The organism is Devosia sp. P3_B2 (assembly GCF_056402875.1).
In genome coordinates this window covers 273,042-287,700 of the sequence record NZ_JBFUGO010000002.1, presented here as the reverse complement: position 1 = coordinate 287,700, position 14,659 = coordinate 273,042, and the positions used below count along the sequence as shown (strand labels likewise).

The following is a 14,659-nucleotide window of genomic DNA, read 5'->3' as shown; positions in this document are numbered from 1 at the left end:
ACCTAATGCGCCTCACCATCGCTTTTGCCGCCCTCGCGTTCCTCGCCGCGCCCGCCGCTGCGCAGTCGCTGACCGGCGTCGGCGTCGAAGGCAACTGGGGTTGCCGCGCCATTATCGACGGCACCCGCGCCGGGCTGCTCACCATTTACGCCGGCTCCTACGGCTACGCCTCGGCCAATTACGGCAGCACGGCCTCGGGCAGCGGCACTGCAGAGATGGCTTCGAACGGCGTCACCTTCCTCGATGGCAATCTCGTCGCCGGCGCCGGCATCACCAGCGCGATCCTCGGCTTCGACGATGCCGGCCGGGACGTCCTGCAGCTCTTCACCGCAGAAAAGAACGTCCTCACCTGCACACCGCGCGGTTGATGCCCAAGGCCACCGGCGTCTCGGAGATCGCCTTCTCCCCTTGTGGGAGAAGGTGCCCGAAGGGCGGATGAGGGGTTCTGTCCGCGCACTCTGTCACTCGTCGCTTCGCTCCGATCGCGCAACCTTGGGGTTGCGGGTCCCCTCATCCGGCGCTGCGCGCCACCTTCTCCCACAAGGGGAGAAGGTGGCGCCCGGCCCACGACCCTCCAGCTTGACCTCCCGGCCCTCCAGCGCTAAACAACGCGCCTTCCAGAGGAAGTACTGCCCGAAAATGATCTGAGCACTGTTGCGGACGCCCGAGCTATCCCCTCCCTCGCATCGCGAGCGGCGGATGATACGCGGATGCCGGTCTCAACAACGCTCCAGATGACGGGCTGACTCTGTCCGACGTCCCTGGCGTCCAATCTCCCACTGAACTTCATCGCTAACCTGTGGACGGTCCGGAGCATTGCTTCGTTGCGCGCCACAACTTGAGCCCGTTCGCGCGTAACTGTCGCGGCGGGCAAGGAGATTGTCCATGCCCAAGTTCATGACCTACCAGCGCCCTACCCCAGTCAACAAGGCCGCCTGGAGCGGCAGGCCGGCGGCCAATCCGTACCAGCCGGAGCGCAAGCCCGGGGCGGCGCACGCCTGCGGATTTCCTGGTCATCGTCGACGACCAGTACGTGCGGGGGAGCAGACATAACGGCACAATCCCTTCCGCAAACGCATCTGACAAGCGCGCCTGGAGCACAGATTTGCGGCTGAGTTTTTCCCGACGGGATCGCGGAAACATTGGGCAATTCGCCGGAATCCAATCAGCGATGCAGCTGCCGCCAGCAGCGCCGGCCAGGCCGGATACACCCCATTAACCGAAACAATCGAACAGCGCCCGACCTGCGGGCACGAATTCCCGCGTCCCGGCAGATAACGCGTGGGTAACGCGTATGAGCCGCTAGGCTTTCTATTCAACCCTTTAGTGCTTCGTTATGCGCCCAGGCGCACAATTCGCCTACGACATCTGTTGCCTCACCCGCTCAGCGAGGTCTGCCCGGTATGGAGTCGCCTTGGTATAGCCTGATGACCAATGTGGCCGTGGTCGCATTTTTCGTCAGCGCCTGGACACAACTTCGCGACGTCTTCGAGCGCCTTGGGCCACGTGCCGTCGAAGCCGCTTTCGGCGTCACCATGGGCCTGGGCGCCGTCACGACCATGCTGTTCCCGGTGCATTTTGCACCAGGCATCTTCTTCGATCTGCGCACCTGCCTGCTCGCCCTTGCCGCCTTCTTCGGCGGCCCCATCTCCGCCGTGATCGCCACTACCTTTGCGATCACCTATCGCCTCTCGATCGGCGGCGCAGGCGTGCTGGTAGGCCTCACAGCGATGGGCTTGGTCACCATCACGGCCCTGCTCGCCCATTTGGTTCGCCGCCGGCGCGGTCTCCGCCTCGCTCGCTGGCACTCGCTTGCCCTTGCCCTGTCCACCGCCGCCATAGCCATTGCGGTCACGGTGCTGGCGCCGGCGAGCGTCCGGGCCGCCGACTGGCCGCTGATCGTCAGCACGCAGAGCCTGTTGCTTCTCCTGGCGGTGCTGTTCTCCGGCCTCGCCCTGACCCACGAGGAAGAACTGCGCGCCGCCAGGCGCGACAACCAGACCTATCGCCAGGTGATCGACGAGTTGCCCGACAGCATCAGCGTCAGCGATCTCGAGGGCCGTTTCGTCGTCGCCAATCCCGCCACTGCGCAGCTGCTGGGTGTTTCCGGACCGGCCGCTCTCATTGGCCATTTGAGCGATGAATTCGGCGCCCGGCCGCCGGCGGGACACTCCCCTGCCACCGGCGGACCCTCGGAGTACCAGCGGGCCGTGGAACACCCTGACGGCACCACCAGTTGGTTGCAGACACTCGAGGTACCGCTCAACGACAGCCGAGGACAGCCGTTCGGCCTCATCACCCACAACCGCGACATCACCAAGCAGAAGCAGCTCGAGATCGAGCTCGACGAGCGCCAACGCGTCCTCTCCTTCGCCATGGCGCAGATGTCCGATGGCGTGGCGATGTTCGATCGCAACGGGCGGCTGCTGTTCTGCAACGCGCAGTACCAGCAGCTCTTCCCCCTCACCTCCGATGTACGCGTCCCGGGCGCCCATATCCGCGACATCCTCGCCGCGGCTGTCGAGCGCCGCGAGCAGCAGGTGGGCGCTTCGACCGCCGACGTGGCCGCCTGGACCGATGAGATCGCCGCCTCGCTCTACCGCGACTCCGAAGAGGAGGTGCACCTGTTCGACGGCAGCTGGCTGCGCGTCTCCACCCGCCCGTCGCCGGATGGCGTATCGATGGTGGTCGTCTCCGATATCACGCGGCTGAAGCGCACCGAACTGGAGTTGCTCGATGCCACCGAGCGGCTCCGGCAGGAAGCCACCACCGACGCCCTCACCGGCCTGGTCAATCGCCGTGCCCTCGATCAGCGGCTCGAGATCGAGATTGCGCGGAGCCTCCGCGCCAATACCGCGATCAGCGTCATCCTGCTCGATATCGATCACTTCAAGGCCTACAACGACACTTACGGCCACCTGGCGGGCGATGCCTGCCTCAAGGCGGTCAGCGAGTGCCTCGGCCAGATGTTCCGCCGCCCGGCCGATCTCGTGGCCCGCTATGGTGGCGAAGAGTTCCTGGTCGTTTTGCCCGAAGTCGATTCAGACGGCGCCGATAGCCTCGCCAACGACTATCGCGATGTCCTCGCTGCGCTCGCCCTGCCGCACGAAGCCAGCAGCACCGGCAGGATTACCGTCAGCCTCGGTATCGCCAGCTATACACCAGGCGAAACCGAGCGCAGCGCCGCCGAACTGATTGGACGCGCCGACGAAGCCCTCTACGCCGCCAAGACCGCCGGGCGCGACCGCGTCAGCGCCTGGCGCCGCCGCTTCCGCGTCGTCCCGCGCAGCCTGCGCGTCGTGCACTGAGAGCTAGTGCCCCTCGAACGGGATCAGGGCCTCGACCTGGACCCCGGTGGCGCGGAGCTTGTCGGCGCCGCCCAGGTCGAACAGGTCGATGACGAAGCCCGAATGCGACACCTCGGCACCCGTCCGCCGCAGCAGCGACACCGCCGCCACCGCCGTGCCGCCGGTCGCGATCAGGTCGTCGACCAATAGCACCTTGTCGCCCGGACCGATCACGTCCGCATGAATCTCGATGGTGTCGACCCCATACTCCAGCGCGTAGTTCTGCCCGATGGTCTCGCCGGGTAGCTTGCCCTTCTTGCGCACCGGAATGAAGCCGACGCCGAGCGCAATCGCCACCCCCGCCCCGAAGATGAAGCCACGCGCCTCGATCCCCGCGACATGGGTGATCCCCAGGTCCTTGTGCAGGCCGGCCAGCCGGTCGACGCTCTCGCGGAACCCATCAGGGTCCTCGATCAAGGTGGTGATATCGCGGAACAATATCCCCTTCTTGGGATAGTCGGGGATCGAGCGGACGAGCGATTTGAGGTCGAGCATATGGGTGCTGCGGCTTGTTGGAAAACGAGGGAATGGATGGTCCGATGCGGACCGGGAACGATTAGCGCCTGGTGCTGTCGACGATCTTCCGAGCCAGCTGCCCGGCCCTGTAGGCCGTGCTGAGCGTCACGTCCTTGGCGGCGGCCTTGACCTTGGGCGTCAGCAGCAGCGGCGCCGCGGCGATGCCGGCGCGCACCATCGGATGGGCGATCACTGTGCGGGCAAGGGCGGCAGCCGTGGCGGCGCTGCGAATGATCGACATGTGGGGCCTCCTGCAAATACTGCACCGGCGAATATCAACGATGCGGCTGGTGATCGCAAGGGCTCCGCCGGCCGGAACGACAGAGGGCCCCGCGGGGCCCTCTGGAACTCAGATGACGCGTCGGATCAGTGCTCGATCCTGGACCACAGCTTGCGCTTGACCAGGTACATCAGCGTCGCAAACACCAGGAGGAACGCGATCACCTGGAAGCCCGCTTCCTTGCGCGCCACGAGGTGCGGCTCGGCCACCCACATCAGGAACGCCGCAACGTCGCGCGAATACTGGTCGACCGTCAGCGGCACACTGCCGCTCTCGCTTTCCTCGTAGGTCACGGAGCCGTCGCTGAGCGGCGGCGCCATGCCGAGGAAATGCCCCGGGAAGTAGGTGTTATAGTGCTTGCCCTCCGGCACCTCGATACCCTCGGGAGCCGGGTCCACGTAGCCGTTGAGCAGCGCATGGATATAGTCCGGCCCGCCTTCCGAGTACGCGGTGAAGTAGTTGAGGATCCACCACGGGAACGGCTGGGTCGTGCCGCGGGCCTTGGCCAGCACCGACATATCCGGCGGAAGCGCACCACCGTTGGCGTCGCGCGCGTCGCGGTCATTGGCGAACGGCGACGGCCAGCGATCCGCTGCGATGCCCGGGCGCTTGCCGCCCTCGGCGTCCGCATCGGCGATCTCGTATTCGGCCGCCAGAGCCTTCACCTGGCCCTCGGTGAACTCGGGACCACCCGGCTCGCTGAGGTTGCGGAACGCCAGCAGGCGGGCCGAATGGCAGCTCGAGCAGACTTCCTTGAAGATCTGGAAGCCGCGCTGCAGCTGGTTGCGGTCATAGGTGCCGAACGGCCCCGCAAAGCTCCAGGCTTCCTTGTGGATTTCCGGGGTGGCGTGCCCCTCCTGCGCAACGGCCGGAACCGCCGCGAAGAGGATGCTCACCAGCAGGGCGCCGATAATGGTTTTGGTCTTGATCATTGCCGTTGGGCCCCGGGTCAGTGCGTCGTCGACGCTGTTGCGGCGGTCGCCGCGACAGGCGCTGCGTGCTTGGCCAGAACCGACTCGGTGATCGACGTCGGCAGCGGCCGCGGCGTCTCGAAGCGTCCGAGCAGCGGAAGCACGATGATGAAGTAGGCGAAGTAGTACGCGGTGGCGAGCTTCGACAGCAGCACGTAGATGCCCTCGGCCGGCGCCGAACCGAGCCAGGTCAGGAACACGAAGTTCGCCACGAACAGCCAGTAGAACCACTTGAAGATCGGGCGGAACGTGCCAGAGCGAACCTTCGACGTATCGAGCCACGGCACGAAGAACAGCACCAGGATCGCGCCGGCGAAGAAGATCACGCCGCCGAGCTTGGAGTCGATGAACAGGATGTTGAAGTCGATAGCGCGCAGGATCGCGTAGAACGGCAGGAAGTACCATTCGGGCACGATGTGCGCCGGGGTCACCTGGCTGTTCGCCATGATGTAGTTGTCGGGGTGCCCCAGGATATCCGGCGCGAAGAAGGCGAACCACGCGAACGGGATGCAGAACACCACCACCGCGAACAGGTCCTTCATCGTGTAGTACGGATGGAACGGCACTGCCTCGCGGCTCGACTTCACCTCGACGCCGATCGGGTTGTTGTTGCCCGGCACGTGCAGCGCCCAGATGTGGAGCACCACCACCGCAGCGATGATGAACGGCAGCAGGTAGTGCAGCGAGAAGAAGCGGTTGAGCGTGGCGTTGTCGACGGCGAAACCGCCGCGCAGCAGCTCGAGGATCGGCGTGCCGAGCACCGGGATGGCGCCCAGGATGTTGGTGATCACCGTCGCGGCCCAGAAGCTCATCTGGCCCCAGGGCAGCACGTAGCCCATGAAGGCGGTGGTGACGACCAGCACGAACAGCACGACGCCGAGGATCCAGAGGATTTCGCGCGGTGCCTTGTACGAGCCGAAATACAGCCCGCGGAACATGTGGATGTAGATCGCCGCAAAGAACATCGAGGCGCCCGTGGCATGCACGGCCTGGATGATGCGGCCGCCGTTCACGTCGCGGCGGATGTGCTCCACCGAGTCGAAGGCGAGGCTGACATGCGGGGTGTAGTGCATGGCGAGGATGATCCCCGTCACGATCTGCACGCCGAGCATGAAGGCGAGGATGGCGCCGAACGTCCACCAGTAGTTGAGGTTCTTCGGCGTGGGGTAGTCCATCAGGTGTTCTTTGGACCACCGGATGATCGGCAGGCGATCGTCGATCCACTTTTCGACGACGTTACCGGGGACGTAGCTGGATTCGTGAGCCATCTGGTCGGGTCCCCTTAACCGATCTGCACAAGCGTGTCGGTGACGAATTCATAGGGCGGCAGCACCAGGTTCTTGGGTGCGGGGCCTTTGCGGATGCGGCCGGCAGTGTCGAACTGCGAACCGTGGCACGGGCAGGCCCAGCCGTCGTAGTCACCCGACTCGCCCACCGGGATGCAGCCCAGGTGCGTACAGTTGGCGATCATGATCAGCCACTGCTCGTGGCCCGGCTTGGTGCGCTGCTCGTCGGTCTCGGGATCCCTGAGATCCGACAGCGGCACCGCCTTGGCCTCGGCGATCTCGGCCTCGGTGCGGTTGCGCACGAACACCGGCAGCCCGCGCCACTTGATGGTGACCGACTGGCCGGTCTGGATGCTCGACAGGTCGAACTCGATGCTGGCAAGGGCCAGCACCGAGGCGTCGGGGTTCAGCTGGTTGATCAGCGGCCAGGTCACCCCGGCTACGCCAACCGCGCCCACGGCGCCTGCCGCGATATAGAGAAAATCGCGCCGTCCCGGATTAGGGGCGTCCTGATGTGCCAGATTGGATTGCGTCGCCAAGGTAAGCTTCCGTCTGTTGTGTCTTGATCAGCGCCTCGGTGCCTGTTGGCATCAGGCACATAGCCAAAGCCAACCCCCGCCCTCAACAGCGCGTGATTTGGGCGTTCTTTTGACACTATGAATGGGGCTTGTCCAGCCGGAGACAGGGTGACTTTCCCCCGATGCGACACTATAGCAACCGCCAAAAAGCTTACCATGGAGGTCAGGAATGATGACGGTCGATCTGGCCCTCTATCAGCCGGATATCGCGCAGAACACCGGCACCCTGCTCCGGCTCGGCGCCTGCCTCGGAGTGATGGTGCACATCATCCACCCGACGGGCTTCCAGTTCTCGCCCCGCTCGATCCGGCGCGGCGCCCTCGATTACCTCGAACACGCCCGCTTCACCGAACACGACAGCTACGCCCATTTCGACGCCTGGCGCCGGGCCGAGGGGCGCCGGCTGGCGCTCCTGACCACCAAGGCCGGCACCTCGGCCTATGAGGTGACCTACGAACTCAACGATGTCCTGCTCCTCGGCCGCGAGTCCGCCGGCGTCCCGGAGGAGGTCGCGGCGGACGCCGACCTCCGCGTCCGCATCCCCATGCGACAAGATATGCGCTCGCTCAACGTGGCCGTCGCCGGCAGCCTCGTGCTAGGGGAGGCGCTGCGACAGACCAATGGTTTTGCAGCCCTGACATGACATTACCCGCCGACATTGAATCAAAGCAGCAACTCGCCACCGCCTGGTTCAGGAGCTTCCGCGACCAGCTCTGCGCCAGCCTTGAGGCCGTCGAGGCCGATGTCACGGGCCCGCATGCCGATCGCCCGGCCGGCAAGTTCGAGATCGAACCCTGGACCCGCGAGGCCGGTGGTGGCGGCGAGATGGGAATGCTGCACGGCCGGGTGTTCGAGAAGGCCGGCGTCCACATCTCGACCGTCCACGGCCACTTCTCCGAGGATTTCGCCCGCCAGATGCCGCATACCGAGGCCGGTGCCGAGTTCTGGAGCGCCGGCGTCTCGGTGATCATCCATCCCTGGAACCCCAACGTTCCGGCCGCGCACATGAACACGCGCATGATCGTCACCGGCAAGTGGTGGTTCGGCGGCGGCGGCGACCTGACCCCCGTGCTCGATCGCCGGCGCACGCAAGACGATCCCGACAGCGTCGCCTTCCACGCCGCCTACAAGGCCGCCTGCGACGCCCACGGCGTCGACTACGCCGCTTACAAGAAGTGGTGCGACGAGTACTTCTACCTGCCCCACCGCAAAGAGCCGCGCGGTATCGGCGGCATCTTCTACGACAACCACAATACCGGGAACTGGGACGCCGACTTCGCCTTCACCCAGGATGTCGGCCGTGCCTTCCTCGACGTCTATCCTGCCCTCGCCCGCCGCAACTTCGAGACGCCCTGGACCGAGGCCGACCGCAACGAGCAGCTGATCCGCCGCGGCCGCTATGTCGAGTTCAACCTGCTCTACGATCGCGGCACCACCTTCGGCCTGAAGACGGGCGGCAACGTCACCTCGATCCTCTCCTCGATGCCCCCGGAAGTGCGCTGGCCCTGACTCGCGGCGGGCTCTTGCCCGTCTCCGCGCCTTACCAACCTTGCCGAAGCTTAAGCCGCCGGAAACTACCCCCGGCGCGGAGGCACGCCTAGATTTCAGGGGCCGGTGCAAATGCACCCCCGAACGGTTCCAGCCAGCGCAACGGAACCGCGCTTAGCCCCGCTGTCTGAGGAGTTCAAAATGAACAGAGTTCTCAAAGGCCTGGGAGCCACGGCCATCACCGCAGCCGTTATCTTGGCCGCCGTCCCGGCGTTCGCATCGACGCCCGCATTCAACACCGCCAAGGCGGGTAGCGGCATGTCCGTCGACAACTTTGACCCGCAGGTGCAGATCTTCAACCGCGCCGAAGTCGCCGACCTGCTGCACGCGAGGAACGTCTCGGTGGTGAAGTTCGACACGGCCTGGGCCGATGGCGGCGACGCTTCCAAGGCGTTCGACGCAGTCGATGCCAGCGACCAGTCGATCCACCTGCTGCGCGACGCCCTGAAGGCCGACCCGGCCGCTATGCGGCTGCTCGCCCAGAACCATATCTCCGTCGACCGGGTCATCGACATCACCCCGACCGGTAACGGCGCGGTCCAGCTCTACGTTTCATGAGGCCACAAGCGGTTCGCGAGACCTCTCGCGGACCGCTTCAATCCATCAGCCGGCCGCGCTACATCTGCCTAAGGGCACGAGGGAGCCGGCCGACCGATGACGCTGACCGATGTCGAGATCAAGGGCTTCCGCTCGGTCCGAAAACTCCGCTTCCCGCTCCGCCAGCTGACCGTCCTCATCGGCGGCAACGGCGTCGGCAAGACCAACCTCTACCGCTCGCTCGAACTGCTGCACTCCGCCGCACGTGGCACTCTCGCCGATGAAATCGCCCGCGAAGGTGGCCTCGGGTCGATCTTCTGGGCCGGTGGCAAGAACCTGACGGCCGATGGCAGCTTCCACCCGATGCATCGCACCGACGGCTACCGGGCCCACGAGGGCGGCAACCGGCTGACGCTCGAAGCCCGCCTCGAGCTTGACGACTTCGCCCCGACGTATCGGATCGAGCTCGGCTTCCCAGGGCCGGACTCCGCTGCCTTTTCCACCGAGGCGCAGATCAAGGAGGAAGCTATCGAGCTTCGGAAGGGCTCTCGGGGCGTCGGCTTGCTCGAGCGGCGCAACAACGCAGTCTTCGCCCGCGGCGCCGACGGTCAGCGAGAACTCATCGATGAGCAGGCGCTCGCTAGCGAAACCGCGCTGTTCACGGTTCGCGGCGGCTATCCCGAGATCGCCGTCGTCCGCCAGGAACTCAGCAACTGGCGCTTCTTCCACGGCTTCCGCACCGACGTCGACTCGTCGCTCCGCCGGCCATCCCGCGCCGTCACCTCTCCAATGCTGACCTCCAACGGCAGCAACCTCGCCGCAGTTTTCGCCACCCTGCGCCATATCCGGCAGGAGACTGTCGACCTCGACGCCGCCATCGAGCTCGCCTTCCCCGGCGCCGAACTGGTCGTGCCTCACCCGGAGGAATTCGCAAGCTTCGGCATGATATTCCCCGAAACCCCCAAGCGCACCTTCTGGGCACACGAGCTCTCGGACGGCACGCTGCAGTTCCTCACCCTGATGGGCGCCCTGCTCTCCTACCGCCTGCCGCCCTTCATCGCGCTCAACGAGCCCGAAACCAGCCTCCATCCCAGCCTGCTCCCTGCCCTCGCCCGCACCATCGTCAAAGCCGCCGAGCGTGCGCAGATCTGGGTGGTCACCCACTCACAGCCCCTGGCCGACGCGATCGCCGAGGAGAGCGGCATCATCCCGCGCGAAGTCATCCGCACCGAGGAGGGCACGGCCATCCGCGGGCTCAGCTCGCTGGGCGTGTTCGACGATGATTGACTAGAGCCGCGGCCGGGCGCCGGAGAATCCGCGCACCACTTCGCCGAACGCGGCCGGCAACCCGATGCCGAAGCTCCCGGCCAGCGTCCGCACAGCGGAGTAGTCGACCTTGCTGCTGATCGTCATGTCGACCAGCATGGTCACGGCCTCCTGCGGCGTCCGTGTCTCCTTGTACGGCCGCGTCTCGACTAGCGCCGCGAAGATGTCGCACACCGTGAGAATGCGCGTCAGCGGCGTGATCTGCTCGCCACGCAGCCCGTCCGGATAGCCGCTGCCATCCAGGGCCTCGTGATGGTGGCGCACCGCGTCGAGGATCATCGGCGATACGCCACCCTGCTTGCTCAGGTAGTCGAAGCCTGCTCCTGGGTGCAGCTTCACCGCCTCGAACTCTTCCGGCGTCAGCTTGCCCGGTTTGTCGAGGATGTGACGCGGGATCACCGCCTTGCCGACATCGTGCAACAGCGCCGCATTCATCAGCGCGCCCGCCTGCCCGCCGCCGAGCTTGCTGCCACTGGCGTATCCCGCGGCAACGCCGGTCACTAGTAGGCAGTGCTGGAACGTCCCCTCGTGATGCTTGCGCACCGAGGCCAGCCACGCGTCCGCCCCCACTGCCTTGACGGTCGCCAGAACGCCTGCCGCTACCTCGGAGACACCCTGCATCGACAGCGGCGCGTCATCCAGCATCCCCTCGAACAGCAATGCCAGTGAACGTTCCGCCTCGAGGATCGAAACGCCCCCGACATCGGCACGAACCGTTGCCTCCGCCGCCGAACTCCGCCGCGCTCGCCCGGTTATCGAATACTCGCGCCGCAACTCCGCCAGCGCGAACTTGCGCACCATGTGACGCGTCGCACCCAGCGCATTGGCCTGCACGCGCAGCAACCGCTCGCCGCGGCCTTCGTCGATCAGGAAGGTCCTGGATTTGATCGCCGGCACGCGGTCGAGTGCGTGCTTCAACTGGCCCACCGACGTCATGTCGCGGAGATCAGCATCGACGACGACCTGCTCGGCATCGGCCAGGTCATCGAGAGTAAGTTCCGAAATCAGGTGAACGGGCGCACCAAGTTGTCCGCCTAGTGCCTTGCCATGCTCCTCGCAGTGCGAGTCGCAAACGAACACGATCGTTCCCCGATCCGTTCGCTCCGACACTTGTGCGTTCTGGTCCATCAACTGGAGTGTAGACGTGATTTCGCTCAACACATCTACGCATCACATTCGTAGATGTTTCGTAAATCACCGAGTAAATTGAATCGATGGCAAGGCCTCGTTCTCGGCCCAGCCCTCGCCGCATTCCCGTGGCTTCATGTCCTGCCACCAACGATGGAGCAAAGACCATGAAGTCGTTCGAATGTGGCACCCTCGTTCCCGGCTGCACTTGGCACACTCAGGCTGAGGATACCGCGGAAGTCGTCCGCCGCGCCGCGGACCACCTGCGCACCACGCATGGCGAGGAAGTGATCCGGCCCAATATGGTCGATGAGATCAAAGCCCGCGTGCACGAAAAGGGCGAGGCGGTACACTAACGCCGCGGCACAGCCATCCCGAGTAGCGCCTGCCGATCGAGGGCGAAACCGCTCTCGATCCAGGCGCGTTCGAGCCGCTCCAGTTCCACCCCAAGCTCGCGCCCCGGCACCATGCCGAGGCCAACCAGGTCATTGCCGCGCAACGGGAACTGCGGCACGTCCATGCGCTGCAGCTGCTCGACTACGGCGAGCTTGCCGGCATCGCCCCAGTTCGATAGCGCCGCCGCCACGTCGATCCCATCTGCCAGCGCCCCGGGGTGGCGATACGCAGCCTCGTTCAAGTGGAACTCCGCAATCAACCGCGCCGCGGCCAGTATGGCTTCGGCCGTCCCGATGTCGTCATTGGAGAGCCGCCACATCTCCTGCAGCCGATCGGCGCCCAGCTCGGACACGAGGATCGCCAGCCGCGCGCTGTATTCGGGCTTCCGCACGCGCCGCTCATAGCCATGCAGCAGCCGCACCGCCGTCTCCGGCAACGGCAGGATCTCGGCCTCGCGCATCGCCTTGAGCGTATTGGCGACGCGCGGCAGCGCCAGCATCCGCCGCATCTCGGCCCCTACCCGCTCCGCTGCCAGTCGTCCCAGCGTGCCGGCAGCCGCGGTACAGGCCGCCAACCCATCCGCATCGAACTGCTCGCTCGCGTGGCTCGCCGAGAACCGGAAGAACCGGTAGACCCGCAGCCGGTCCTCGGCGATCCGCTCCGCCGCCTTGCCGATGAACCGCACCTTGCGCGCAAGACAATCCTCCACCCCGTGCAGGGGGTCGAACAGCGTGCCGTCCATCCCGGCATAGAGCGCATTGAGCGTGAAATCGCGCCGCATCGCGTCGCGCTTCCAGTCGGTCCCGAACTTGACCACCGCATGCCGCCCGTCGGTTTCGACGTCTTCGCGCAGCGTCGTCACCTCGGCAGTGAGCGTGTCGAGGCGCAGCGTCACCGTGCCGTGCTCGATGCCGGTCGGATAGACCGAAAGTCGCGCCCGCTCGGCCCTGAGCGTTACCTCCTCGGGCAGCAGTTCGGTCGCCATGTCGATGTCGGAGTTCTCGCGCGGCAGGTCCAGCAGCGTGTCGCGCACGATGCCGCCCACCACTCGCGTGCGGCCGTCGGCGCCATCGAGCAAAGCCAGGATGCGCTGCGTTTCCGGTCGCATCAGCCACTCGGCGCGCTTCAGGCGATCGTCGATTTCCCCCAGCTTGCTCAACCGGTCTCCGGGCTCCAATCCGTTTCTGGGCTCAACGCCAGATCGTGGAAGCGACGTGTAAGGTTCGCTGTTATCCCCCAGATGACAAGCCCGCTATGTTCGATTTGCCAGGTGCTGTGCTCCTGGCCGTTCCGCTTGATGTGGAAGGTTGAATAGCTGTCGGGCGTCATCAGGTAGTCGAGCGGCACCTCGAACACCGAGCGCACCTCGCCCGGATTGGGGATGAACGGCCGCGTCGGTTCCACCACCGCCACCACCGGGGTTATCAGGTAGTTCGTGCCGGTATAGTAGAGCGGCATGAAGCCCAGCACCCGTGCCTCGGCGCGGTCGAGCTGCACCTCTTCCCATGCCTCGCGCAGCGCCGCGTCCGCCGCATCCTTGTCGGTAGGGTCGACCTTGCCGCCCGGAAACGCGATCTGCCCCGAATGCGAGCGCAGGTCCGGCGAGCGCTCCGTGTAGAGAATCGACAGCCCCTCGGCCCGCCTGACGAGCGCAATCAGCACGGCGGCCGCAACCGGTGGCCGGCCTGGCGGAGTCTCGGGCACCCAATCCGGCCGCAACCCCGCCGCAGCCGTGATCGGCTCGGGTTCACGCAGCAGCCGGCTGGCGATTCTGGTGATAAGCGCGTCGTCGGCCAGGACCGGCACTCCAAAAAGACTCCCGCCGAAAAATCGCAGACTTTTCAGCCAAGGTCATGCGGCAAATCGGCAAGCGCGCCACGCAGGGCTACTTCGTGGATTGTAGAGAGGTCCCCGGCAATCGATCCCTCGGCGGACCCGCCGCGTCCGCCGCACGAAATCGAAAAGCTGGCTGAAGTTGGTCTGGCTGCGCGCCGCGCCTGCTACGAACGCTTGCGCGCGCCGAACGCCTTGATCGGTCCAGCAAGCCGCACAGCCATCGTCGGGTCGTTCGAGTAGACCAGCACGCGAGTCGGGTCGACCGGGCCGGGGAACTGGACGGCGCCAAGCTGCGTCGGCACCCAGCCCAGCGGGCAATAGTAATCCCGGTCGCCGACCAACAGCACGAAGCTGCCCTGGCCGCGCTCCAGCGCAATCCGCGCCACTTCCTTGGCGAGGAGCTTGCCGGCGCCGCGCTTGCGGAAATCCGGATGCGTCGCCAGCGGGCCAAGCATGTAGCCGTCGATGCCGCCGACGCTGATCGGGGTCATCCAGACCGAACCGCAGGCTGTGCCGTTCACTTCGGCAATGAGGCTCAGCGAGGGGTCGATGGGAAACTGCTCGCGCACGCGGAACGCCGTCCGGGCAAAGCGGCCTGGGCCGAAGGCAAGCGCCTGCAGGTCCTCAACGAACTGGTCGTCGGCGGCGGCTGCGAAACGAACGGTGGGCAGGCCGAGTTGCGGAGGCGCTGCTTCAGCAGCGACGGAGACGGAAGGCGCGATCATGTGACTGGTCCAGGAACAAAGAGACGAGGACAAACGTGCCGGCCAACGAAGCCGGCTGCCGACCGATTACGGTCGTCGGGTCACCTGAAAAGCCTTCTCCATCCTGGGCGCCTCCTGACGCCTGAAAAGCGCATTAGCATCACCGCGGCCAATGCGTCCACGCAAAATTATGGACCTGCAGTCGA

The 14,659-nt window shown here is 65.7% G+C and carries 16 protein-coding genes; 7 read left to right on the top strand and 9 right to left on the bottom strand.

What is annotated here, in order from left to right; translation table 11 throughout:
* Nucleotides 1-5 precede the first annotated feature (5 nt).
* Together AC1DV8_RS04125 and AC1DV8_RS04120 are read left to right on the top strand one after the other, a co-directional pair.
* Nucleotides 6-368, top strand: coding sequence for a hypothetical protein (locus tag AC1DV8_RS04125; protein WP_477148786.1), 363 nt, complete (start codon nt 6-8; stop codon nt 366-368).
* Between the two features lie 1,059 nt (nt 369-1,427).
* Complete coding sequence (locus AC1DV8_RS04120) at nt 1,428-3,308, top strand: sensor domain-containing diguanylate cyclase (RefSeq protein WP_477148785.1); 1,881 nt, start codon at nt 1,428-1,430, stop codon at nt 3,306-3,308.
* A gap of 3 nt (nt 3,309-3,311) precedes the next feature.
* On the opposite strand, the gene AC1DV8_RS04115 is transcribed toward AC1DV8_RS04120, so the two are convergent.
* The 5 genes from AC1DV8_RS04115 to petA form a co-directional block, all read right to left on the bottom strand.
* Entirely contained in the window at nt 3,312-3,842 is a 531-nt protein-coding gene (locus AC1DV8_RS04115) for an adenine phosphoribosyltransferase (protein ID WP_477148784.1), read from the bottom strand.
* 61 nt (nt 3,843-3,903) lie between these two features.
* A complete protein-coding gene (locus AC1DV8_RS04110) occupies nt 3,904-4,104 on the bottom strand; it encodes a hypothetical protein (RefSeq protein WP_477148783.1) in 201 nt (66 codons plus the stop codon).
* A gap of 125 nt (nt 4,105-4,229) precedes the next feature.
* Entirely contained in the window at nt 4,230-5,075 is an 846-nt protein-coding gene (locus AC1DV8_RS04105; protein ID WP_477148782.1) for a cytochrome c1, read from the bottom strand.
* Nucleotides 5,076-5,092: 17 nt separating this feature from the next.
* Nucleotides 5,093-6,382: a cytochrome b gene (locus AC1DV8_RS04100; protein WP_477156581.1), complete on the bottom strand. Its 1,290-nt coding sequence runs from the start codon at nt 6,380-6,382 to the stop codon at nt 5,093-5,095.
* 14 nt (nt 6,383-6,396) lie between these two features.
* Nucleotides 6,397-6,921 (bottom strand): ubiquinol-cytochrome c reductase iron-sulfur subunit, encoded by a 525-nt coding sequence (gene petA / locus AC1DV8_RS04095; RefSeq protein WP_477149059.1) that lies wholly within the window; start codon nt 6,919-6,921, stop codon nt 6,397-6,399.
* 229 nt (nt 6,922-7,150) lie between these two features.
* Here petA and AC1DV8_RS04090 point away from each other — a divergent pair, with 229 nt between their 5' ends.
* The 4 genes from AC1DV8_RS04090 to AC1DV8_RS04075 all read left to right on the top strand — a co-directional run bounded on the left by AC1DV8_RS04090 (nt 7,151) and on the right by AC1DV8_RS04075 (nt 10,350).
* Nucleotides 7,151-7,621 carry a tRNA (cytidine(34)-2'-O)-methyltransferase gene (locus tag AC1DV8_RS04090; protein ID WP_477156756.1) on the top strand — a complete coding sequence of 157 codons (471 nt, stop codon included), beginning with the start codon at nt 7,151-7,153 and terminating at the stop codon, nt 7,619-7,621.
* Nucleotides 7,618-8,487, top strand: a complete 870-nt coding sequence (hemF, locus tag AC1DV8_RS04085; RefSeq protein ID WP_477156580.1) for an oxygen-dependent coproporphyrinogen oxidase — start codon at nt 7,618-7,620, stop codon at nt 8,485-8,487. Before AC1DV8_RS04090 ends, hemF begins: the two co-directional genes overlap by 4 nt.
* Nucleotides 8,488-8,667: 180 nt before the next feature.
* Nucleotides 8,668-9,084 carry a hypothetical protein gene (locus AC1DV8_RS04080; protein WP_477156579.1) on the top strand — a complete coding sequence of 139 codons (417 nt, stop codon included), beginning with the start codon at nt 8,668-8,670 and terminating at the stop codon, nt 9,082-9,084.
* A 96-nt stretch (nt 9,085-9,180) separates the two neighbouring features.
* Entirely contained in the window at nt 9,181-10,350 is a 1,170-nt protein-coding gene (locus tag AC1DV8_RS04075; protein ID WP_477156578.1) for an AAA family ATPase, read from the top strand.
* Here the strand turns inward: AC1DV8_RS04075 and AC1DV8_RS04070 are convergent, their stop codons facing one another.
* Nucleotides 10,351-11,499, bottom strand: a complete 1,149-nt coding sequence (locus AC1DV8_RS04070; protein ID WP_477156577.1) for an HD-GYP domain-containing protein — start codon at nt 11,497-11,499, stop codon at nt 10,351-10,353.
* Between the two features lie 185 nt (nt 11,500-11,684).
* Between AC1DV8_RS04070 and AC1DV8_RS04065 the strand changes: the two genes are divergently transcribed.
* A complete protein-coding gene (locus AC1DV8_RS04065; protein WP_477148776.1) occupies nt 11,685-11,873 on the top strand; it encodes a DUF1059 domain-containing protein in 189 nt (62 codons plus the stop codon).
* On the opposite strand, the gene AC1DV8_RS04060 is transcribed toward AC1DV8_RS04065, so the two are convergent.
* The 3 genes from AC1DV8_RS04060 to AC1DV8_RS04050 form a co-directional block, all read right to left on the bottom strand.
* The gene (locus AC1DV8_RS04060) at nt 11,870-13,072 is read right to left on the bottom strand and encodes a CCA tRNA nucleotidyltransferase (protein ID WP_477156576.1); all 1,203 of its coding nucleotides are present in this window, start codon (nt 13,070-13,072) and stop codon (nt 11,870-11,872) included. The two genes, AC1DV8_RS04065 and AC1DV8_RS04060, sit on opposite strands and share 4 nt — an antisense overlap.
* On the bottom strand, nt 13,069-13,719 hold the full coding sequence (locus AC1DV8_RS04055) for a CoA pyrophosphatase (RefSeq protein WP_477156575.1): 651 nt from the start codon (nt 13,717-13,719) through the stop codon (nt 13,069-13,071). The genes AC1DV8_RS04060 and AC1DV8_RS04055 overlap by 4 nt, the downstream gene beginning before the upstream one ends.
* A 194-nt stretch (nt 13,720-13,913) precedes the next feature.
* The gene (locus AC1DV8_RS04050; RefSeq protein WP_477156574.1) at nt 13,914-14,474 is read right to left on the bottom strand and encodes a GNAT family N-acetyltransferase; all 561 of its coding nucleotides are present in this window, start codon (nt 14,472-14,474) and stop codon (nt 13,914-13,916) included.
* Nucleotides 14,475-14,659: the final 185 nt, after the last annotated feature.